The organism is Pseudomonas sp. LBUM1666 (genome assembly GCF_059695775.1).
Genome location: NZ_CP166789.1, coordinates 1,930,352 through 1,953,832 on the forward strand (window position 1 = coordinate 1,930,352; position 23,481 = coordinate 1,953,832).

Sequence of the window (23,481 nt, forward strand, 5' to 3'; positions counted from 1 at the left end):
GTGAGCAGTCTGTTCTCCGCGACGAATCTGGCGGAATTTGCCGAGCGTGCCGCACTGGCGAACGCCAGCGGCCAACCGTCCCTGCAACGTGCAGCGGTCGATCAGCCACACATTCTGTCGTACGCCCAACAGCGTCAATGGATTCTCTGGCAACTGGACCCTCAAAGCTCGGCCTACAACATTCCCGCCGCGCTGCGCCTCAAGGGCCCGCTGAATCGCGCAGCCCTGCGCGAAGCCTTTGCACAATTGCAGGCCCGTCACCAAACCCTGCGCACAACCTTCGAGCAGGACGGCCAGCAGGCGCGTCCGGTGCTGCACGACAATCTGGTGTTGCAACTGGATGAACGCACACTCGATCAGTCTTCGATCGACAATGCCGTAGCCGAAGAAATCGCCCGTCCGTTTGACCTGCGCAACGGTCCGCTGTGGCGCGTGTTGCTGCTGCAAGTGAACACTGACGAATACGTGCTGGTGCTCACCGTGCACCACATCGCTGCCGATGGCTGGTCAATGCAGGTCATGGTCGATGAATTCAGCGCGCTGTATCAGGCTGTCGTTGAAGGCAAGGTTGCGAACCTGTCGAGCCTGCCGGTGAACTACAGCGACTACGCCCGCTGGCAGCGCGACTGGCTGGAGGCCGGGGAGGGCGCACGCCAACTGACATGGTGGAGCGAGCAACTAGCCGGCAGCCAAACGCCGCTGGAGTTACCGAGTGAACTGACCCGTCCGGCCCGTCGCACCGAGCGCGGCGCCAGCCTGATGCTGAACGTTGACCGCGAATTGCTCGCCGGTTTGCGTCAACGTGCCCAGGAACAACAAGTGACGTTGTTCATGCTGTTGCTGGCGAGCTTCCAGACCTTGTTGCACCGCCAGAGCGGGCAGTCGAGCATCAGCGTCGGCGTACCGAGCGCCGGGCGTTCGCGTCTGGAAACCGAAGGCCTGATTGGCTTCTTCATCAACACCCAAGTGCTGCGTGCCGAGATCGACGGGCAGCAGTCCTTCAGCACGTTGCTGCAACAGGTCAAACAGGTTGCATTGGGCGCGCAGTCGAACCAGGACTTGCCGTTCGAGCAACTGGTCGATGCCTTGCAGCCGGATCGCAGCCTGAATCACAGTCCATTGTTCCAGGTGCTCTACAACCATCAGCAGCAGTTGGGTGCGAGCGTCGAACGCACGGTTGCCAACTTGCAGGTCAAGCGTCTGCACTGGCAGCAACACACCACGCAATTCGATCTGGTGCTGGATACTCAGGAGCAGGGCGAAACGCTGGACGCCAGCCTGACCTACGCCACGGATCTGTACGACGAGGCGTCGATGAACCGCCTCGCCGAGCAGTGGCTGAACCTGCTGCGAGCGGTGGTCGCCGATCCGCAGCAACGCGTCGCCGAACTGCCGCTCATTGATGGGGCGCAACAAGATGCCTTGGTGCAGCACTGGAACCCTGCGTTCCAGGCACAACCGTCGTCGCCGACCTTGCACCACTTGTTCGAAGTGCAAGCCGCACAACGGCCGAACGCTGTCGCACTGATCTACGAAGGCGAGCAACTGACCTACGCCGCGCTCAACGCTCAGGCCAATCGACTGGCGCGCAAACTGCGTGAACAGGGAGTCGGCCCAGAGGTGCGCGTCGGCATCGCCACCGAGCGAGCGATGCCGTTAGTGATCGGCTTGCTGGCGATTCTCAAGGCCGGCGGCGCCTATGTGCCGCTCGATCCGCAATACCCGGCCGAGCGCCTGAGCTACATGATCGAAGACAGCGGCATCACGTTGCTGCTGACCCAACAACACTTGATCGATGGCTTGCCGTCCCGCGACGGCGTGCAGGTGCTGAGCCTGGAGTCGTTGCAACTGGATGCCTTCAGCGACGACAACCTGCCAGCACTGGCGACCCCGGACAACCTCGCCTACGTCATCTACACCTCCGGTTCCACCGGCCGCCCGAAAGGTGCATTGCTCAGCCATGGCAACGTCGGGCGTTTACTCACAGCCACCGCTGCCGAGTTCAATTTCGGCCCGGACGATGTCTGGACGCTGTTCCATTCCTACGCCTTCGATTTCTCGGTGTGGGAGCTGTTCGGCTCGCTGTGTACCGGCGGGCGTCTGGTGATCGTGCCGTATTACATCAGCCGCGAGCCGCAAGAGTTTCACCGCTTGCTCTGTGATGAAGGTGTGACGGTGTTGAACCAGACCCCGACCGCGTTCCGCCAGTTGTTGCCGATTGCCTGCGCCAGCGAGCGAAACCTGGCGCTGCGTCAGGTGATTTTCGGCGGCGAAGCCCTGGAAGTCGCGAGCCTGCGTCCATGGTTCGAGCGCTTCGGCGACCAACAGCCCACCCTGGTCAACATGTACGGCATCACCGAAACCACGGTGCACGTGACCTACCGCGCCATCCGCCTGGCCGACCTCGACGGCAAGGCCCAAAGCCCGATTGGCCTGCCGATCCGCGACCTGCGCTGGTACCTGCTCGACAGCCAGTTGCAACCGGTGCCGGTGGGTGTGGCGGGCGAGTTGTACATCGCCGGCGCTGGTCTGGCGCGCGGTTATCACGGTCGTTTCGGCCTGACTGCCGAGCGTTTCGTACCGAGTCCGTTCGATGCATCCCAGCGTCTCTATCGCAGCGGCGACCTGGCCCGCCAGCGTGCCGACGGCAGCATCGATTACCTCGGCCGGATCGACCAGCAAGTAAAAATTCGCGGTTTCCGCATCGAATTGGGTGAAATCGAAGCCGCGCTACTGGCCCAACCGGGCGTGCGCCAAGCGGTGTTGAGCGTGCATGCAGGCGAAAGCGGGCCGCAGCTGTGCGCCTACGTCGTGGCCGAGCAAACCCCGCACGACCCAATCGCCTGGCGCGACAACCTGCGCGCCGCGCTCAAGGTGGGTCTGCCGGATTACATGGTGCCGAGCCACTGGCTGCTGCTGGATGCCTTGCCACTGACCGGCAACGGCAAGCTCGACCGCAAGGCCTTGCCGGTGCCCGACGCTCAGGAATGGCAACGCCCGTTCGAAGCCCCCGAAGGCGATCTCGAACGGCAACTGGCAGACATCTGGGCCAGCGTGCTGGGCGTGGCGCAGATCGGCCGGCGCGACAACTTCTTTGAATTGGGCGGGCATTCGCTGCTCGCCGCCCAGGCCAGTGCCCGTGTGGAACTGGAACTGGGCATCGAGCTGCCGCTGCGCGCGCTGTTCGAATCCACCGACCTTCAGGCTTATGCCGCCATGGCCGGGCAACACGCCCCGGCTGACAACGATGCACGTCTTGATGCGCTTGAGTCGCTTCTCGACGAGATGGAGATCAACTGATGGAACACACCACTGCCCAGCGCATCGCCACCCGCTTCGCCGGCCTGCCGGCTGACAAGCGCCGCGAGTTTCTGCAACGCATGCAAGAGCAGGGCGTGAGTTTTGGCCAACTGCCGATTCCGCCTGCTGCCGAGCCGCAAGCGACGTTTGAACTGTCGTACGCGCAGCAGCGCCAATGGTTCCTCTGGCAGCTTGATCCGCAGAGTTCTGCGTACAACATTCCAGCCGCCCTGCGTTTACACGGGCCGCTGAATGTCGCGGCATTGCAGCAGAGTTTCGACGTGCTGCTGGAGCGGCATCAGAGCCTGCGTAGCCGTTTCGTCGAGGACGACGGGAAGGTCGTGCAGACACTGGCCGAGTTCACCTCGCTGCCCATCGAACAAATCGACCTGCGCGGCGAACCTCAGGCACAGCGCCTCGATCAGGCGATGAACAGCGTCGAACAGGAAATTGCCCGGCCGTTCGATCTTCAGCACGGTCCGTTGTTGCGGGTCACCTTGTTGCAACTCGACACCGAAGACCATGTGCTGCTGCTGACGCTGCACCACATCGTCACCGATGGCTGGTCGATGGGTGTGCTGGTTGAAGAGTTTTCCCGGCTCTACGCCGCGCATTGCCAAGACCAGAACGCTGCGCTTGAAGCATTGCCGATCCAGTATTCCGACTACGCGATGTGGCAACGCCGCTGGATGGAAGCGGGCGAGCTGGAGCGCCAACTCAACTGGTGGCGCGACTGCCTGGGCAGCGAGCAACCGTTGCTCGAGTTACCGACTGACCGTCCACGCCCGGCGCAACCAAGCCAGCGCGGTGCGCGTCTGGATTTCGCCCTCGACGCGACCTTGGCCAGCAGTCTGATGAGTCTGGCCAAACAACGCGGCGTCACGCCGTTCATGCTGTTGCTGGCCAGCTTCCAGGCCTTGCTCTATCGCTACAGCGGCCAGTCCGACCTGCGGGTCGGCGTGCCGATTGCCAACCGTAATCGCGCGGAAACCCGTGGCCTGATCGGTTTCTTCGTCAACACCCAGGTGATGCGTGCTGAACTGGACGGACGTCTGCCATTCAGCCAGTTGCTCGACCAGACCCGCGCCGCGTCGCTGGATGCCCAGGATTATCAGGACTTGCCGTTCGAGCGTCTGGTGCAGGCGCTGCAAGGTGAACGCAGCCTGAGCCACAGCCCGCTGTTCCAGGTGATGTTCAACCACCAGCAAGCCAAACCGGCGGCGGTCAGCGGCTTGCTCGCGGGCCTGCGCGTCGAAGCGCTGAACGCCACGGCGCACACCACGCAATTCGATTTGCAACTGGACACGCAGGAGGAGGGCGACAAGCTGTTCGCCAGCCTGACTTACGCCACCGATCTGTTCGACGCCGAGCGCATCGAGCATTTGGCTCGTCACTGGCGCAATCTGTTGGCCGGGGTGCTGGCGAATCCGCAATGCCCGCTCGCCGAGTTGCCATTGCTGGATGCCGACGAGCGTCTGCGCATTCTGGATGACCTCAACGACACCGCTCAGGCCTATCCGGGCGAAGTCTGCGTGCAGCGGCATTTCGAAACGCGCGTGATTGAAAACGGTGAGGCGACCGCGCTGGTGTTCCAGGGCCAGAGCCTGAGTTACGCCGAGCTGAACCTGCGCGCCAACCGTCTGGCCCATCACTTGCGCGCCCAGGGTGTCGGCCCGGAAGTGCTGGTGGGGATTGCCTGCGACCGCTCGTTTGAAATGGTCGTCGGCCTGCTGGCGATTCTCAAGGCTGGCGGTGCGTATGTGCCGCTGGACCCGGAATACCCGATTGATCGCCTGAGCTACATGATCGAAGACAGCGGCATTTCGCTGTTGCTGACTCAGGAACATCTTCTGGCGCAACTGCCGACCCCGGACAACGTGCGCACCCTGTGCCTGCACGCCGAGGCCGATTGGCTGAGCGACTTGCCAGGCACCGATCTGCCCAACCTGGCCGTCGCAGAAAACCTCGCTTATGTGATTTACACCTCCGGTTCTACCGGCAAACCCAAAGGCGCGGGCAACCGCCATGTGGCGCTGCATAACCGTCTGGAGTGGATGCAGCAAGCCTACAACCTGCTGCCGACTGACCGCGTGCTGCAAAAAACGCCGTTCAGTTTTGACGTGTCGGTGTGGGAGTTTTTCTGGCCGCTGATGAAGGGCGCCACGTTGGTCATCGCCGCCCCCGGCGAGCACCGCGACCCGCAACGCCTCGCCGCGTTGATTGTCGAACAGGCGATCACCACGCTGCACTTTGTGCCGTCGATGCTCTCGGCGTTTATCGGTGCCGACGAGGCGCTGGCCTGCACGTCTTTGCAACGGATCATCTGCAGCGGTGAAGCGCTGCCGATGGAGCTGCAACGCCAGACCTTGCGCAGCCTGCCGCAAGCGAATTTGTACAACCTGTATGGCCCGACCGAAGCGGCCATCGACGTGACCCATTGGACCTGCGTGGAAGAAGGCCGCGACAGCGTGCCGATCGGCCGCCCAATCGCCAACCTGCGCACCTGCATCCTCGACAGCGAACTGCAACCGTTGCCACTGGGCGCGGTGGGCGAGTTGTACCTGGGCGGTGTCGGTCTGGCTCGCGGTTATCACCGTCGTGGCGCGCTGACTGCCGAGCGTTTTGTCGTTGATCCGTTCGGCAGTGGCGAGCGCCTGTACCGCACTGGTGATCTGGCGCGCTATCGCGCTGATGGCGCCATCGACTACTGCGGCCGTGTCGACCACCAAGTGAAGATTCGCGGTTTGCGCATCGAACTGGGTGAAATCGAAGCGCGCCTGCAAGAACATGCCGACGTGCAGGAAGCTGTGGTGCTGGCCCTTGATGGCCCGAGCGGCAAGCAACTGGTTGCGTACCTCGTGCCGCAAGATCGAGCCTTGGTCAGCGCCGATGCCGAGCAGCAAGGCGCGTGGCGTGAAACCCTGAAAAGCCATTTGCTGGCGAGCCTGCCGGACTACATGGTGCCGGCGCAGACCGTGCTGATCGAACAAATGCCGCTGAGTCCGAACGGCAAGCTTGACCGCAAACGCCTGCCCGCGCCGACCGCACAGGTCAGCCAACGCGCGTTCGAAGCGCCACGCAGCGAACACGAACAGGTGCTGGCGCAGATCTGGCAGGACGTGTTGGGTGTGGAACAAGTCGGGCGTCAGGACAATTTCTTCGAACTGGGCGGCGACTCGATCATTTCGATTCAAGTGGTCAGCCGTGCTCGTCGAGCCGGTCTGAGCCTGCAACCCCGTGACCTGTTCCAGCAGCAAACCTTGCAAGCGCTGGCCGCCGTGGTCAAAGAACAGGCCGCACCGCTGGCGCAACAAGGGCCGGTGGACGGCGTGCAAACACTCACGCCGATCCAGCGCTGGTTCTTCGACGAACCGATCCCGCAACGCGCGCACTGGAACCAGGCGGTGCTGCTTGTGCCGCGCGAAACCCTCGAGTTACCGCGTCTGCAAGCGGCGCTGCAACGCCTGCTCAAGCAGCACGATGCCCTGCGTTTGCGCTTCAGTCAGGTCGACGGCCAATGGTCGGCGCGTTATGTCGGGGCCGACAGCGCTGACGTGATCGACATGCTCTGGACCGCTCGCGTGGCCAGCGATGCCTCGCTGGAATCGGTGTGCGATGAAGCCCAGCGCAGCCTCAGCCTGCAAGACGGTCCGCTGCTGCGCGTCGCGTTGATCGCTCAGGCCGATGGTTCGCAGCGTTTGCTGTTGGTGATCCACCACTTGGCGGTGGACGGTGTGTCCTGGCGGGTGTTGCTGGAGGATTTGCAGGCCGCTTACCAAGGGCAAGAGCTGCCGCCGAAGACCAGCGCTTTCCAGGCCTGGGCCGACAAGCTCGACACTTATGCACGCTCCGAAGCCGCCGCCAGCGAACTGAACTGGTGGCAGGCGCAACTGAGCGTCGCCAATGATTCGCTGCCAGCCGCCAACGCTCAGGCCAGTCAGGCCGGGCATTTGCGCCAAGGCGTCAGCATCGGCCTTGACCGCGAACAGACCCGCCAATTGCTGCAACAGGCACCGGCGATCTACCGCACCCAAGTCAACGACCTGCTGCTGACCGCGCTGGCCCGCACCCTCAGCCGCTGGACCGGCGACGCCTCGGCGCTGATCCAGCTCGAAGGCCATGGCCGCGAAGAGCTGTTCGATGACATCGACCTGACTCGCACCGTCGGCTGGTTCTCCAGTCTGTTCCCGGTGCGCCTGACGCCGACCTCCGACCTTTCGGGTTCGATTAAGGCAATCAAGCAGCAACTGCGCGAGATTCCCGGCAAAGGCATGGGCTACGGCCTGTTGCGTTACATGGGCGATTCGACGACCCAAGCGACGTTGGCCGCGCTGCCGCAAGCGCGGGTCACCTTCAACTACCTTGGCCAGTTCGACCAGAGCTTCGCCGAAGACGCACTGTTCACCCCGGCTCGCGAATCCAGCGGTGCCGCGCAATCGGCGGATGCGCCGTTGCCGAATTGGCTGTCGGTGGACGGCCAGGTCTATGGCGGTGAACTGAAACTGGACTGGACCTTCAGCCGCGAATGCTTCGACCAACGTGAAATCGAAGCGCTGGCCGCGGATTTCCGCAGCGAGTTGCTGGCACTGATCGCCCATTGCCTTAGCGATGGCGCGGGCGGCGTGACCCCGGCGGACTTCCCATTGGCGCGCCTGACCCAGGCGCAACTCGATGGCCTGCCGGTGCCGCCGGCGCAAATCGAGGACCTGTATCCGCTGTCGCCAATGCAGGCCGGTTTGTTGTTCCACAGCCTGTACGAGTCGGAGTCCGGCGCCTACGTGAACCAACTCAGCGTCGAAGCCCGTGGGCTCGATGCCGAACGTTTGGGCCGTGCGTGGCAAGCGGTACTCGACACTCATCCGATCCTGCGCAGCAGTTTCCACTTCCCCGACGGCTTCGAAGCGCCGGTGCAGTTGGTGCATCGTCACCTGCAATTGCCGATGACCTGCCTCGACTGGCGCGGCCGCAGTGATCAGGCCGAAGCGTTGGTTCAACTGATCGACAGCGAACGCCGGCAACTCGATTCGACTCGCGCGCCGTTGATGCGTTTGACCCTGGTGCGACTCGACGATGAGCGTCAGCAACTGATCTACACCCACCATCACTTGCTGCTCGATGGCTGGAGCAACTCGCTGCTGTTGAGCGAAGTCCTGCAGCGTTATGCCGGGCAAGACGTGCAGGCGCCGACCGGGCGCTTCGCCGATTACATTGGCTGGCTGCAACGTCAGGATGCGCAAGCCGACGAGCTGTTCTGGCGCGAGCAACTGGCGACCCTCGACAACCCGACCCTGTTGGCGCAGAGCTTGGCCCATGGCGACAGTAAAAACCTGTCGACGGCAGAGTTCGCCGACCATCGCCAGACCTTCGATGTCGCCACGAGCAAGCGCTTCAGCGAGTTTGCCCGTCAGCAAAAAGTGACGCTCAACACCTTGGTCCAGGGCGCATGGGCACTCTTGCTGCAACGCTACAGCGGTCAACGCAGCGTCGCGTTCGGCGCGACCGTGGCGGGGCGGCCGGTGGACTTGCCGGGTGCTGAAAGCCAGCTCGGCCTGTTCATCAACACCTTGCCGGTGATCAGCAGCCCGGACGCGGTTGAAAGCGTCGGTCAATGGCTAACCCGATTGCAGGCGCAGAACCTGGAATTGCGTGAGCATGAATTCACTGCGTTGGGTGACATTCAGCGCTGGGCCGGGCGTGCCGGCGAGCCGCTGTTCGACAGCCTGCTGGTGTTCGAAAACTTCCCGGTGGCCGAAGCGTTGCAACAGGGCGCGCCGGCCGGGTTGAGCTTCTCGATCCCGCAGAACCATGAACGCACCAACTTCCCGCTGACGCTGGCGGCCACCGCCGAAAGCCAGCTCAGCCTGAACTGGAGCTACCAGTGCGCCCACTTCAGCGCCGAGGCGATTGCCCGCATGAGCGAGCATTTGGCCGCGCTGCTGGCAGCGATGGTCGCCGCGCCACAGGCTGCATTGAGTGAACTGGACCTGCTGACCGCGCCGGAACGTGCGCAACAGTTAGTGGAGTGGAACCCGGCATTCACCGCGACGGAAAACCCGCTCTGCGTGCATCAATTGATCGAGGCTCAGGCCGTCATCCGACCGGACGCCACCGCGCTGATCTTCAACGACCTGGAATTGAGCTTCGACCAACTCAACCGCCGCGCCAACCAATTGGCCCATCGCCTGCGCGACTTGGGCATCGGCCCCGAAGTGCGGGTCGGCCTGGCCATGCAGCGTTCGCCGGAAATGATCATTGGCCTGCTGGCGATCCTCAAGGCCGGCGGCGCGTACGTGCCGCTGGACCCGGCGTACCCGGCCGAGCGACTGCGTTATTTGATGGAAGACAGCGGCATTTCGCTGCTGATCAGCCAATCGTGGCTGCGGGAAAAACTGCCCTTGCCGGAAGGCCTGTCGGTCCTGGAGATCGACCGCGAGCCGCTGGAGCAAATGTCGGAAACCAATCCGGTCAACCTGACCTGCGGCGAAAACCTCGCCTACCTGATTTACACCTCGGGCTCCACCGGGCGGCCGAAAGGCGTCAGCGTGGCCCACGGTCCGCTGGCCATGCATTGCCTGTCGATCGGCGAGTTGTACGGCATGACCCCGGACGATCGCGAGCTGCAATTTGCCTCGATCAGCTTCGACGGCGCCCACGAGCGCTGGCTGACGCCGCTGGTGTTCGGTTCGGCGGTGATGCCGCGCGACGATGAGTTGTGGAGCGTGGAGCGCACCTGCGCCGAGATCGAAAAGCACGGCATCACCATCGCCTGCTTCACCCCGACCTATCTGGGGCAGATCGCCGAATTCATGGGCGAAGCGGGGCGTGATTTGCCGATCCGTTCCTACACCCCGTGCGGTGAAGGCATGGCAAAACATGCGTTCGACGAGGTCCAGCAGGTGTTGCAACCCAAGCGCCTGATCAACGGCTACGGCCCGACCGAAACGGTGATCACGCCGCTGATCTGGCTGGCGTACCCGGATACCGAATTCGACTCGGCGTTCATGCCGATTGGCCGGCCGGTGGGCAACCGCAGCGCCTACATTCTGGACGGCGGTTTGCAGCCGTTGCCGGTTGGCGTGGCGGGCGAGTTGTACCTGGGCGGCGAGGGCGTCGCCCGGGGTTACCATCAACGTCCGGACCTGACCGCTGAACGTTTCGTGCCGGATCCGTTTGTGCCGGGTGCGCGTTTGTACCGCAGTGGCGACCTCGCAAGGTTCCGTGCTGACGGTGTTGTTGAATACCTCGGTCGTATCGACCAGCAAGTGAAGATCCGCGGGTTCCGTATCGAACTCGGTGAAATCGAAGCCTGCCTGCTTGAATACGAAGGCGTGCGTGAAGCGTTCGTGATCGACCGCGAAGGCCCGGTGAGCCGACAGTTGGTCGGTTACGTGGTGCCACGCGATCCGCTCGCCGATGAGCAGGATTTGCGTGAAGCGCTGGCGGCTCACCTGCGCAGCCGTCTGCCGGCACACATGCTGCCGGCGCATTTGATGTGCCTGGCCGCGTTGCCGCTGACGCCGAACGGCAAGCTCGACCGCCAAGGCCTGCCAGCGCCGGAAGCCACTCGGCAGAACCACGATCAAGTGGCCGCCGCATCACCGGCCGAAGCGTTGCTGTTGGAGATCTGGCGGGAACTGCTGGGGCTGGAGTCGGTGGGCGTCACGGAGAACTTCTTCGAGCTGGGCGGTGATTCGATTATCTCGCTGCAAGCGGTGAGCCGTGCCGGGCAGCGCGGGCTGGTGTTCAGTCCGAAGCAACTGTTCGAACAACAAACCATTCGTGCACTCGCGGCGGTGGCGACCAGCCGTGAAGCAGCGTTGGTTGAAGCGCCGAAGATCCCTGCTTTTGCGCTGGTGCCGCACATCGACATCGCCGCCCGTGAAGGGCTGCAAGACTTGTATCCGCTGTCGCCGATGCAGCAGGGCATGTTGTTCCATTGCCTCGATTCGCCGGAACTCAACCCCTACGTCAACCAGTTGAGCGTGGCGGTGGACGGTTTGCAGGTGCCGCGTTTCCGCGCGGCGTGGCAGACGCTGGTGGACCGGCATGAAGTGCTGCGCGCCGCATTTCGCTGGCGCGATGGCTTGGCCGATCCGTTGCAAGCGGTGTTCGCCGATGTTGAGTTGCCGATCGAAGAACTCGACTGGCGCGAGCGTACCGACACCGAGCAGGCGTTGGGCGAATTGGCTGCGGCGGAACAGGCCAAGGGCTTCGACCTGAGCTGCCCGCCGTTGATGCGTTTCATCCTGGTGCGTCTGGGCGATGATCGATACCAGATGATCTGGATCTACCATCACCTGCTGCTCGACGGCTGGAGCGCTTCGCGCCTGTTGGGCGACATGCTGCGCCTGTACCACAACGACACTCTGCCGACCCTGACCGGTCGCTACGCCGACTACATCGCCTGGCTGCAACGCCAGGACGGTGCGCAGGCCGAAGGCTTCTGGCGTGAGCGACTGGCGTTGCTCGAGGAACCGACCATTCTGGCCAAGGCTTCCGGTGCCGCAGGTTCCGGCCACGGCGTGATGTACAGCAACCTCGACGCCGACGCGACGCGCAAACTGCACACGTTCGCCAAGCGTCAGCGCGTGACGTTGAACACGCTGGTACAAGGTGCATGGCTCCTGCTGTTGCAACGTCACAGCGGCCAACGCAGTGTCGCATTCGGCGCCACGGTGGCCGGGCGTCCGACCGGGCTGGCCGGGGCGCAAGACATGCTCGGCCTGTTCATCAACACCTTGCCGGTGATCCAGACCCTCGACCCGCAACAGCCGTTGGGTGAGTGGCTGCGCGACTTGCAGGATTACAACCTGATGGTCCGCGACTACGAGCACACGCCGTTGTCGGACATTCAGCGCTGGGCCGGACAGGGTGGCCAGGGCTTGTTCGACAGCATCATCGTGTTCGAAAACCATCCGGTGGACCGCGCCTTGAAAGGGGGCGAGGAAGGTGAGTTGCGCTTTGCCGAAGTCGGCAGCGGCGGGGTCACCAACTTCCCGATGGACTTGATGGTCAGCGCCAATGAAGAAGGCCTGGAAGTCGAATACCTGTTCCTGCGTGATCGCTTCAGTGAAGTGGAAGTTGAGCGGATTCGTGCGCAGCTTGAAGGTTTGCTGCGCGCGTTACCTGAGGATGCCACGCGTCTGCTTGGCAATATTGGCTTGCCTGAAGCACTGATCAGCCTGCCGCAAGTTTCTGAAGACAACGCCGATTTGCTGCACGCGTTCAATCAGCATGTACGCACGCAACCGCAGAAAGTCGCCTTGATCTGCGAGGATCGGGAAGTCAGCTACGCCGAGCTTGAGGCGCAGGCCAATGGGTTGGCGCAGCAATTGATCGGTCGCGGTATTGGCCCGGAAAGTCTGGTGGCGGTGGCGCTGCCGCGTTCCGAACGCACGATTGTCGCGTTCCTTGCGGTGCTGAAAGCAGGGGCGGCTTATCTGCCGCTGGACTTGGCGTACCCGGCCGAGCGACTGGCCTACATGCTCAGCGATTCGGCGGCCAGCCTGTTGCTCTGCGACAGTGATCTGGGCGAACGGTTGACCCTGGCCGACAGCCCGCCACGTCTGTTGCTCGATCAGTTGGCCGTTGCTGGCAACACCGAGTGTCCGGTTGCCAATCCGCTGCCGGGACACCTGGCGTATCTGATTTACACCTCCGGTTCCACTGGCCAACCGAAAGGCGTGGCCGTGGCGCGCGGACCGATTGCCCGGCATTGCCGCGGTATCATCGAGCTCTACGAACTGGCACCGCGCAGCCGCGAATTGCACTTCATGTCGTTTGCCTTCGACGGTGCTCAGGAGCGCTGGCTGAGCGTGCTGTTGGCCGGCGGCAGCCTGGTGATCCGCGATGACAGTTTGTGGACGCCGGAGCAAACCCTGGAAGTTCTGCGGCGTCACGCCGTCACCGTGGCCTGCTTCCCGCCGGCGTATCTGCAACAGATGGCCGAGGTGGCTGAACGTTTGGGCAATCCACCGGCGGTCGAGGTGTATTGCTTTGGCGGTGATGCGGTGCCGGAGGCCAGTTTCGAGCAGGTCAAACGGGCTCTGCGTCCGGAGCGTCTGGTCAACGGTTACGGCCCGACCGAAACAGTGGTCACGCCTTTGTTGTGGCGTGCCGAAGTCAGCGAAACCTGCGACGCGGCGTATGCGCCGATTGGTCGCGGTGTGGCCGGGCGTGGGTTGTACGTGCTGGATGCCGATCTCAATCCGTTGCCGGTCGGTGTCAGCGGCGAGTTGTACCTGGGCGGCGAATGCCTGGCGCGCGGTTATCACCAGCGCCCCGGCATGAGTGCCGAGCGTTTCATTCCAGACCCGTTCGAGGCCGGTGGCCGCATGTACCGCACCGGCGATCTGGTGCGCCAGCGTGAGTGCGGGTTGATCGACTACCTCGGTCGTCTCGACCAGCAAGTGAAGATTCGTGGTTTCCGCATCGAACTGGGCGAAATCGAAGCGCGCCTGCGTGATTGCGCCGGGGTGCAGGATGCCGCCGTAGTGGTGCACGACACGCCGACCGGCAAGCAATTGGTGGGTTATGTGGTGGCGGCCGGGGTTGTTGGGCTGGACCGTCGCTTGAAGTCTGAACTGCAAGCGCAATTGCCGGACTACATGGTGCCGGCGCGAATCCTGGTGCTGGAGCGTTTCCCGCTGTCGGCCAACGGAAAGCTCGACCGTCGCGCACTGCCTGCGCCTGAATGGGCGCTCGGCGGTTATCGCGCGCCGCGCAACGCACTGGAAACGGCGCTGACCGCGATCTGGCAGGAGGTGCTCGGCGTGCCGCAAGTGGGCATCGACGACAACTTCTTCGAACTCGGCGGCGACTCGTTGCAGGTGCTAAAAGTCATTTCGCGGGTGCGCAGCCAGCCGCAACTGGGCTTCGAATTGAAACTGCGGGATCTGATGCAGAAACCGTGCATTGCCGAGCTCAGCGGCTATCAGGCTGCCGAACCGGCGTCTGCGCCGGACCCGTTGCTGGCGCTGAATGCGCGGATCCCGAACGTGCCGGCGCTGTTCTGCCTGCACGCCGGTTTCGGCACGGTGTTCGACTACGAACCGCTGGCCCGTCGACTGGAAGGACGGCGCACGGTGTACGGCCTGCAATGCCGGATGCTGCTCGACCCGCACTGGCAGGACGAGTCGCTGTTGGCGATGGCTCAAGCCTATGCGCAACGGATTCGCAGTCAGCAGGCCAAGGGGCCGTATTACTTGTTGGGTTGGTCATTGGGCGGGGCGTTGACGCAACTGGTCGCTCACGAACTGGAAACCCAGGGTGAGACGGTCGCATTTGCCGGGCTGGTCGACAGTTACGTGGCGGGCACCGCAGAAGCGGGGGACTGGCGCGAGGACCTGGGCGACTTCCTGAAATTTGTGCTCGGTCTGCCGGCCGATGAGGCTCAGGTGCTGATTGCGCTGAAAGTCGCTGATTTGAATGAGCGCGAGGGTTCCACGGCGGTGATCGAGGCGGCCATGCACGGCTCCAATGAACAAGCTGCGTTGGGCGCGGGGGAACTCACGCAGATCTTCGCCACCGGCTCACGCCTCAAGCAACTGGCGCTGGCGCATCGGCAACTGCCGGCGATTCAGGTCGCGGCGCATCGTTGGTGGGTGGCCGGGCGGGACGACGAACGTCGGGTGTTTGAGGCTCAGGTCGGTAGCCATGGCGTTGATCGCTTGTTGGCAGGTGGGCACTACGAATTGCTGCGCGGTGAAGAGTTGCTCGATGAGCTTGAAGACCTGTTGGAACGCAGGCCGGCTATCGCATAACCCCTGTGGGAGCGAGCCTGCTCGCGAAGAGGGAGTTTCAGACGACATTCATGTTGCTGACACGCCGCCTTCGCGAGCAGGCTCGCTCCCACAAGATCTTCACTCGAATCAAGATTTTCTGTTGCCTGATTATTGACCTATTTGTGTAGAAGGATTTGTCCCATGGCTGTGTTGCCAGAACTTGAAGCATTTCTCGAACTCGCCGAGTTCGGCCGGATGACCGGCAAAAGTCGCGCAATGCATGAGCAGTCGCCGCAACAGGCGCGGATCGATTTCGAAGCGTCGTCGGGATATCTCGATGTGCCGCTGGACAGCGTTGCCTGCGAGGACTTCACCATCGCCGCGCGAGATGGCCACAGCCTGTCGGCAAGGGTGTATCGCGATGGGCAAACGGTCGAAGGGCTGCAACCGGTGGTGTTGTATTTCCATGGTGGTGGCTACGTGGTCGGCAGTCTCGATTCCCATGATGCGCTGTGCCGGCGGTTGGCCTCCCAGGGCGGTTTTGCCTTGTTGACGGTGGATTATCGCCTGGCGCCGGAATGGCGGTTCCCGACGCCGGTGCAGGATGCTTGCGATGCGGGGAACTGGCTGGTGCGTGAGGGCGCGGCACATGGCCTGGATGCAACGCGGGTGGCTGTGGCCGGTGACAGCGTGGGTGCGACGCTGGCGACGGTGTTGTCGATCATGGCGGTGCGTGAACCTCAGGAACTGGCGTTGAAACCCAAGGCGCAATTGTTGGTGTACCCGGTGACGGATGCCACGACCAAGCGCGCATCCCATCGGGATTTCGCCGAGGGCTATTTGCTGGAGACGCCGACGCTGGATTGGTTCTATGCGCATTACGGGCGTACGCCGCAGGATCTGGCTGATTGGCGGTGTTCGCCGTTGCTGGCGGAGGATCTGTCGGGTGTGGCGCCGGCGCTGGTGTACCTGGCCGGGCATGATCCGTTGCATGACGAAGGGTTGGCGTATGCGGATCGGTTGTGTGTGGCGGGGAATGAGGTGACGTTGCTGGAACAGCCTGGAATGACCCATGACTTTTTGCGCATGGCGGGGTTGTTGGGGGAGGTGGAAGGGATTCATGCAGAAGTGGCGGGGTGGGTGCGTTCGCGGGTTTGAGGTGAAATGAAGAAGCCTGCCATCTCTGTTGAAAGGGATGGCAGGTTTTTTGTTGTCCGATGGATTCTAGTTCAATTCGAAATCCACCCCTCACCCCAGCCCTCCCGAAACGTCGGACCGCCCCAGAGGGGAGAGGGGGAAAGGGAGCAGATCTTTATGCTTATCAAAACCTGAGTTCGACTTGATATCTCAGGTCGCAGTACCTCAAAAGAACGCCTCGGTCAGCTCCCTCGCCCCTCTGGGGCGGTCCGACGTTTCGGGAGGGTTGGGGTGAGGGGGCTTTTGATTGTTTGCACTCATAAAAAATGCCCGTATCTCGCGATACGGGCATTTTTCATTTCAGCTCAGCCACTCAGAAATCATACTTCGCGGTGATCTGCAGGTTACGTGGCTCGCCGTAGAACGTGGTGCCGAAGTTGCCCAGGCCCGACATGTATTTCTTGTCGAAGACGTTGTAGGCATTGGCGGTGAAGCTCAGGTGTTCGTCGTACTGATAACGGGTCATCAGGTCCACAAGGGTGTAGCCGCCTTGTTTGAGCATGGTGCTGCCGCCTTCGCCGTTACCCACGTTCGGGCTGTAGCTCTGGCCGTAGAAAGCGCTCTGCCAGCTGACACCACCACCGACGGTGAACTGGTTCAGCGCGCCAGGCAGACGGTAAGTGGTGAACGTACGCACTACGTGTTCCGGTTTGCTGGAGGCCAGCGGGAAACCGAAGATGCGTTGTTCGTCGTCGTCACGGGTACGGGCATAGGTGTAGCCGGCAGTTACGTTCCAGTCCTGCGCCAGTTCGCCGGCCAGTTCCAGTTCCACACCCTTGGTGGTGGCGCCGGAGATGGCTTTGTAAACGTCTTGGCCGGTGCCGACGTCGGTGGTGACGTATTGCGCGACGTTGTCCTGCTCGATCTGGAACAAGGCGAAGCTGGCGTTCAGCTTGCCGTCGAAATAAGCCGCTTTGATGCCGGTTTCGTAACTGTCGCCTTCAACTGGCTTGAGGGTCGAACCGGTCACGTCCTTGTAGATTTGTGGCTGGTAGATCTTGGTGTAGCTGGCGTAGACCGAGTACGTATCGTTCAGGTCATAGACCACACCGGCGTACGGTGTCACGACGCCGTGCTCCTTGTAGCTGGCGTGGGTGTCGGTCTGGGTAGAGCCTGGATAGTACGAGTAATCTTCGTTGTACTTGAAGGTGCTCAGACGGCTGCCGAGGATGAACGACAGGTCGTCGGTCGGACGCAGGCGGGTGGCCAGGTAAAGACCGTTCTGGCTTTGGGTACGTTCGTATTTGCCGTTTTTCGGGAATTCCTGTTTCGGCAGGTGACCGTTCCAGTCAAAGATGCTGCCCGGCACCAGTTCGAAAGCGCTGGTGTCGTAGGTCGCACCGGTCTGGCGCGAGTGGGAAGCCATGAAGCCAGCCACCAGTTCATGTTCGCGACCGCCCAGGGAGAACGGACCGGAGACGTTTACGTCAGCGGAGTTCTGCACGCGATGACCTTCCCAGCGACCCCAGTACAGGAAGTTGCCTTCGCCAGTAACGGGGTCAGCGGAGCCACCGCTGGCCGAGGCCAGTTGGGTATCGTGATCGGTGGTTTTCTGGTCGAAACTGGCCTTGAACTTCCAGTCATTGGCCAGCGCTTGTTCCAGCGACGAGAAGTAGGTGACGCTGTCGAAATCACGACGGCTCCAGTCGGCACCCGGGTTGAAACTGCGCGAGAAATCGGTACGGCTGCCATCGGTGAAGTACGGCGCGTTACCGGTCCACGAACTGCCGCGCGGCGTTGCACTGGACTTGTCGACGCCAAAGGTCAGCAGGGTGTCGTCGGTCAGGTCGGCTTCAAGGATGCCGTAGTAGATGTCTTTTTTCTGGCTGTAGTGGTCGATGTACGAACCTTTGTCCTGGTAGGCGCCAACGAAGCGACCGCGCACGTTGCCCGAGTCGGTCAGCGAACCGGAGATGTCGCCTTCGGTGCGGTAGTTGTCCCAGGAACCTGCGGTAGCGCTGACCGAGGCCTTGAAGTCCTTGGTCGGTTTCTTGCGGATCAGGTTGACCGTGGCGGACGGGTCGCCAGCGCCAGTCATCAGGCCGGTAGCGCCCTTGGTGACTTCGATGTGGTCGAGGCTGGCTGCGTCGTCGCTGTTGTTCGGGTTCTCACCGTAAACGCCGTCGTAAGGAATGTTGACGCCGTCGTACTGGAAGTTGGTGATGGCAAAACCACGAGCGGAAAACTCGGTACGGTCACTGTCGTACTTCTGCGACGTGACGCCAGGGGTGTTGCGCAATGCGTCGGCGACGCTAGTGACACCGCGGTCGTCCATCTGCTGACGGGTGACCACGGTGACCGATTGCGGGGTTTCGCGAAGGGTCAGCGGCAGCTTGGTCGCGGTGGTGGTGGCGCCGGTGGTGTAGGAACCGGTGTCTTCAGTGGTCAGGCCCAGGGCCTGGCCGGAAATGGTGGTCGCACCCAGTTGCAGGCTCGAGCCGCCGCCGGTTACCAGCGTGACGGTATTGCCGCTGATCTGGAACGAAATGCCAGTGCCTTTCAGCAGGGCGGCGAGGGCGTCGGACGGTTCCAGCGAACCGGACACCGCGCGGGACTTGATTCCTGCAACCTGATCCGGGCTGTAGAGGATTTGCAGGTTGGTCTGCATGCCCAGCTCGGTCAGCGCGTTGGAAAGCGATTGACCTGCAATGTTCACTTTTACAGGTGCAGCATTGGCCATCGAGCTCCCCAGCAAGGTGGCGGTCAGCAGTACGCTAGTGAACAGGGTGCGATGCAAAGTCGGGCGCTGTACGGCCAGCGCGAGAGGTGTGCGGGGTGTTTGAGGTCGCATTACTTACCTGAGCTCCTGAAAAAGTGTTGTGCAGAGTTTTTGTTAATAGGAATGATTATTAGACGCAGCACGAACGAGAAACCGGAAAGAAACCGGGAAAATAAATTTCGAAGAGGTAAAAGAGCGCAGAACCTGTGGGAGCGAGCTTGCTCCGGGCGGCGATCCGACGATGGCGTTGGATCAGTCGCCATCAATGTTGAATGTGATGGCCCCATCGCGAGCAAGCTCGCTCCCACAGGTAAATGGCGTAATCAGGCAGGGGCCAGCTCAGTGACGACCCGTCCGCTTTCCATGCGCACCAGTTGGTCCGCCACGTCGAAGTAACGGTCATCGTGGGAGATCACGATGATGGTCTTGCCCAGACGCTTGAGGTCCGGCAACAGCTCGGTGTAGAAAATCCGCCGGAAGGTCGGGTCCTGGTCGGCTGCCCATTCATCGAACACCAGCACCGGACGTTCCTCCAGCCAGGCATTGACCAGGGCCAGACGTTTGCGCTGGCCGGTGGAGAGGTCGGTGGTGGTGAAGTTGCCGTCCTTGACGCTGACCTTGTGCGCGATCTCCAGCCGTTGCAGGTATTTGTTGGCGTCTTCGGGGATGTGCGTATCGCCCTGGACCACGTCATCGAACAGGTAATAGTCGGCAAAAATGGTGGTGAACAACTGGCGATAGTCATCGCGGTTGGCGGCGTCGATCACTTCGCCGTTGACGTGGATTGCACCCTGCTGCGGCGTATACAGGCCCAGCAGCAGTTTGATCAGCGTGGTCTTGCCGCAGCCGTTCTCACCGACAATAAAGGTGATGTCGCCTTGCTTGATCGTCAGGTTCACCGGCCCGAGCTGGAAAGGTGCAGCGCCTTCGGCAGCCGGGAAGCTGAAACGCACATCGGCCAGTTTCAGTTCGTGAACCGCTTGCTTGACGTTGCCTTTATCGCTCAGCAGCAGATGAGGTTCCGGGGTGGAAAACTGCTCCGACAGTTCGGCGATGCGGCGGAAAGCGATCTGCGCGCGGCTGACGATAGGCAAGGTGCTGATCAAATGCTCCAACGGGCCTTTCATATAAAGCAGCACCAGCACAAAGCCGCTCATCACGGTTTTGTCGGCACTCGGCCAGAAGGTTTGCAGGGCCAGGGCCAGGCCGATGACCACGAAGAACAGCATCGAGCCGAAGGTCTTGGCAATGACGAACGTATTGATCGAACGCACCTGGGTGTTGCAGATGAACTCGGCCGTAGCCTTGATGCCCGAGACGAACATGCGCTGACGGCGTGGACGATGAATGCGCAGTTCCTTGGCGCCTTCGGCAATCGCGTTGTAGTGCTTTTGCAGTTCATCTTCGGCCTCACGGGCGGCCATGAAACCCTGAACACCCTTGCTTTGGGCGTAAGCCTGAATGGCCGTGCCGATCAGGATGGCGGCGACCATGATCAGGAACATTGGCCACGACAGAATGGCCAGGTAGCCCATGCAACCCAGGGTCACGGTGACGGAAATGGCCAGCGGGGCGAAGGCGAAAGCGAAGTCGCTGATGGTGTCGACGTCGTGGGTCAGCACCGGGATCAGGCGGTGGCTGCGATAGCGCTCGATTTGTTCGATCGGTGCCGACAGGACTTTTTCACCCAACTGTTTACGCAGCTTGGCGATGATGTGCTGGCCGACATAGTTTGTACCGATGTCCGAGCAAATTGAACTGGCCAGTGCCAGCAGGCACAGGCCGGCAAACAGGGCGACGACGCCTTGGGTCAGGCCGGTGTCCGAATGCAGGGCGTTGTTGATGGTCGCCAGCAATACCGTGACGCTCAGGCCGCCGACCATGCCCAGGAAAATGGACACGGCGACGATGAGCCGAAACGGTTTCAACAGGGCGAACAACTCGCCGATGGCGCCACGGGTAGGCTGGGTCATGGAAGACAGTTCCTTGGGTCGTAAAGGCAGATACCCAGTAGAACGTCTGGTGGAAGGCTTAATTTAGCGGGGGGCCGACTGGCGGCGAGGCAATGGTCACTGACTCCACAAAACCCTGTGGGAGCGAGCTTGGTCCGGGCGGCGTTCCGACGATGACTGCATCACAGTCGATAGATATGTCGACTGTTAGTCCGCTATCGCGAGCAAGCTCGCTCCCACAGGGTAAGGGGTGTGGCTTAAAGGTCACGCACTATGCGGAACCCCATCCAGTCGCCGCGTTCTTGCGGGTACTGGCTGTTGCGGTTGCCGGAGCGGGAGAACACCGGCGCTTCGCCCCAGTCGTTGCCGCGAATCCGCACGGCTTCGCATTTGGACTCGACCCAGGCGCTGCCATCGGCGGGGGCACCGACGTAGTCCGGGTGTTCGCAGTCTTCGACCCATTCATAAACGTTGCCGTGCATGTCGTACATGCCAAAGGCGTTCGGCGGGTAGCTGCCCACTGGCGAGCTGTAGCTGTAACCGTCCGCCGGGCCATAGGTGTTGGCGTGCTTGGCGATGCTGTATTCCTTGCCCTCATCGAACGGGAAGGGGAACGGCCCTTTGCTGCCGCCGCGCGCGGCATATTCGCGTTGGGCTTCGCTGACCATGTGGTACTTCTGCCCGGTTTTTTTCGACAGCCAGGCGACGTAGTTTTTTACGTCATCGAAGTTCATGCATACCGCCGGCTGACGCGGGCTTTGCGGATAGCGCGGCTTGCTGGCGACGCACTCGCGACCCGGTCGGGTGTCGCCATTGGCGATGGTCACGCCACTCTCGCGCACGTAGCTGTCCCATTCACCGGCAGTGACCTGGAAGCGGCTCATGGCGAACGGTTTGGCAAAGGTCACCTCGTGCATCGGACCTTCATCGGGTTCTCGCCCGACTTCGTCATCGGGGGTGCCCATGGTGAAGGTGCCGGCGGGCAGCACGACCATTTCCGGGCAGTCTCGGCAGTCCTTGAACACCTTGCCCGGTTGCGCCGTTGCCGCGGCCTGGGCGGTGGTCGGCAAAAGTCCGACCATGAATGCGGTCAGGGCCAAGGCTTTGAGCGGCAAGGTCAATTGATCTCGGTTCATGAGTCATCTCGATATAAAAAAACGGGTGTCAGGCCAGGTCCAATGTGGGAGCGAGCCTGCTCGCGATTGGGCCATCACATTCAACATTGATGGTGACTGATCCACCGCTATCGCGAGCAGGCTCGCTCCCACAGGGTTCTGCGTCATGGCGTCAGGCGGTTTTGTTCAGCACGGCAATGAAACGGTCGATATCGTTTTCGGTGTTGAGCAGGCCGGGGGCGATGCGGATCACCGGGCCGACGTCGCGGTCGACCGAGTCGCAGACCACGCGGTTTTCCATCAGTTGGACGGCGACTTTTTCACAGTCCCGATCCTTGATCCGGAAGAAGGTAAAACCGGCCGACAGGTCCGGGCTTTTTGGCGTCACCAGTTCGATCTGCGGGTGCTCCAGCAAGCGGTTTTTCGCATAGGTATTGAGCGCGTGGATGCGCGCTTGCACCTCGGCCTTGCCCAGGTCCAGGTGCAGCTTGAAGGCTTCGTTCAGGGCCCAGCGATGTTCGAAGCTGTGATAGCCGCCGGGGGTCATGATGGTCGAGAAGGTGGTGGCTTCGGAGAACGTCGGGATGGTCGGCGTCACGTCCTTGAGCTCGGCCGAACGCGCGCAGATGATCCCGGTACCGCGCGGGCCGAACATCCATTTGTGCGTGCCGGCGATGAAGAAATCGCAATGCATGTCGGGGAAGTCGAGGTCCTCGACGCCGAAGCCATGGACGCCGTCGACCACATACAGAATGCGGTCCTTTTCTGCGCGGTTGCGGTTCTGTTCGTCCACCAGTTTGCCGATCTCGCCGATTGGCAGTTTGACGCCGCTGCCCGATTGTACCCACGTCATGCCGAGCACTCGGGTTTCGGGGCGAATGCCTTTGGCAATCGAGCCCAGCACTTCATCCACGGAAATGCTTTGACTGTTCTCGAACAGCTTGAGCTTGCGAACCTTGACCCCGTCCTTTTGCTGGCGATACCCCAGCGCATAGTTCGTCGCGTAGTGTTCGTGTTCGCTGGTGAGGATTTCCTGGTCGGGGCGCACATGAATGCCGCCGTAGATCAGTGAAAGACCTTCGGTGGTGCTGCCTGTGAGGGCGATCTGCTCGGGCTTGGCCTTGAGGTAACGACCGGCCCAGACGCGTACTTCCTGCTCGCGTTTTTCGGTTTCCCCCAGGTCCCAGTCCATGGCCAGGCCAGGGTTGCGGTCGAGGTTGGCGCGGTGCAGGTCGATGGCGTCACGCACAGGTTTGGGGTGTGAGGTCACCAGAAAGTTGGCGAAGTGCAGGTAATCCGGGTCCTGATCGAACATCTGGCGTAGTTGCGCCCATTTATCCTTCGGCAGCGGCGCAGGATTGGCGGCAAGCGCCGGCAGGTTCACGGCAGCGCCCAAGGGCAGGCCGGCCGCGAGAATACCGGCCTGCTTGAGGAATGAACGACGGTTGGTCATGAGCTCGGTTCGCTTCTGCAGA

General features: G+C 62.0%; 6 protein-coding genes and 1 pseudogene. 3 read left to right on the forward strand and 4 right to left on the reverse strand.

What is annotated here, in order from left to right:
- Positions 1 to 15: 15 nt before the first annotated feature.
- The 3 genes and pseudogenes from ACA056_RS08750 to ACA056_RS08760 all read left to right on the forward strand — a co-directional run.
- Positions 16 to 3,300 (forward strand): annotated as a pseudogene (locus ACA056_RS08750) (amino acid adenylation domain-containing protein); the annotation flags it as partial.
- Entirely contained in the window at positions 3,300 to 15,062 is an 11,763-nt protein-coding gene (locus tag ACA056_RS08755; protein WP_497271951.1) for a non-ribosomal peptide synthase/polyketide synthase, read from the forward strand. The pseudogene ACA056_RS08750 and the gene ACA056_RS08755, both read left to right, overlap by 1 nt.
- Before the next feature lie 162 nt (positions 15,063 to 15,224).
- Positions 15,225 to 16,181 carry an alpha/beta hydrolase gene (locus ACA056_RS08760; RefSeq protein ID WP_497271953.1) on the forward strand — a complete coding sequence of 319 codons (957 nt, stop codon included), beginning with the start codon at positions 15,225 to 15,227 and terminating at the stop codon, positions 16,179 to 16,181.
- Positions 16,182 to 16,533: 352 nt separating this feature from the next.
- On the opposite strand, the gene ACA056_RS08765 is transcribed toward ACA056_RS08760, so the two are convergent.
- The 4 genes from ACA056_RS08765 to pvdN form a co-directional block, all read right to left on the reverse strand.
- Complete coding sequence (locus ACA056_RS08765) at positions 16,534 to 19,011, reverse strand: TonB-dependent siderophore receptor (protein ID WP_497271955.1); 2,478 nt, start codon at positions 19,009 to 19,011, stop codon at positions 16,534 to 16,536.
- A gap of 251 nt (positions 19,012 to 19,262) precedes the next feature.
- Positions 19,263 to 20,912: a cyclic peptide export ABC transporter gene (locus ACA056_RS08770; RefSeq protein WP_497271957.1), complete on the reverse strand. Its 1,650-nt coding sequence runs from the start codon at positions 20,910 to 20,912 to the stop codon at positions 19,263 to 19,265.
- 236 nt (positions 20,913 to 21,148) lie between these two features.
- A complete protein-coding gene (gene pvdO / locus ACA056_RS08775) occupies positions 21,149 to 22,027 on the reverse strand; it encodes a dihydropyoverdine dehydrogenase (RefSeq protein ID WP_497271959.1) in 879 nt (292 codons plus the stop codon).
- Positions 22,028 to 22,178: 151 nt separating this feature from the next.
- A complete protein-coding gene (gene pvdN / locus ACA056_RS08780; RefSeq protein WP_497271961.1) occupies positions 22,179 to 23,459 on the reverse strand; it encodes a pyoverdine-tailoring periplasmic protein PvdN in 1,281 nt (426 codons plus the stop codon).
- Positions 23,460 to 23,481: the final 22 nt, after the last annotated feature.

Bases quoted from the DNA above. Each gene is read 5' to 3' on its own strand.
- ACA056_RS08755 (WP_497271951.1), top strand. From the start codon at position 3,300: ATGGAACACACCACTGCCCAGCGCATCGCCACCCGCTTCGCCGGCCTG.
- ACA056_RS08760 (WP_497271953.1), top strand. From the start codon at position 15,225: ATGGCTGTGTTGCCAGAACTTGAAGCATTTCTCGAACTCGCCGAGTTC.
- ACA056_RS08765 (WP_497271955.1), bottom strand. From the start codon at position 19,011: ATGCGACCTCAAACACCCCGCACACCTCTCGCGCTGGCCGTACAGCGC.
- ACA056_RS08770 (WP_497271957.1), bottom strand. From the start codon at position 20,912: ATGACCCAGCCTACCCGTGGCGCCATCGGCGAGTTGTTCGCCCTGTTG.
- pvdO (WP_497271959.1), bottom strand. From the start codon at position 22,027: ATGAACCGAGATCAATTGACCTTGCCGCTCAAAGCCTTGGCCCTGACC.
- pvdN (WP_497271961.1), bottom strand. From the start codon at position 23,459: ATGACCAACCGTCGTTCATTCCTCAAGCAGGCCGGTATTCTCGCGGCC.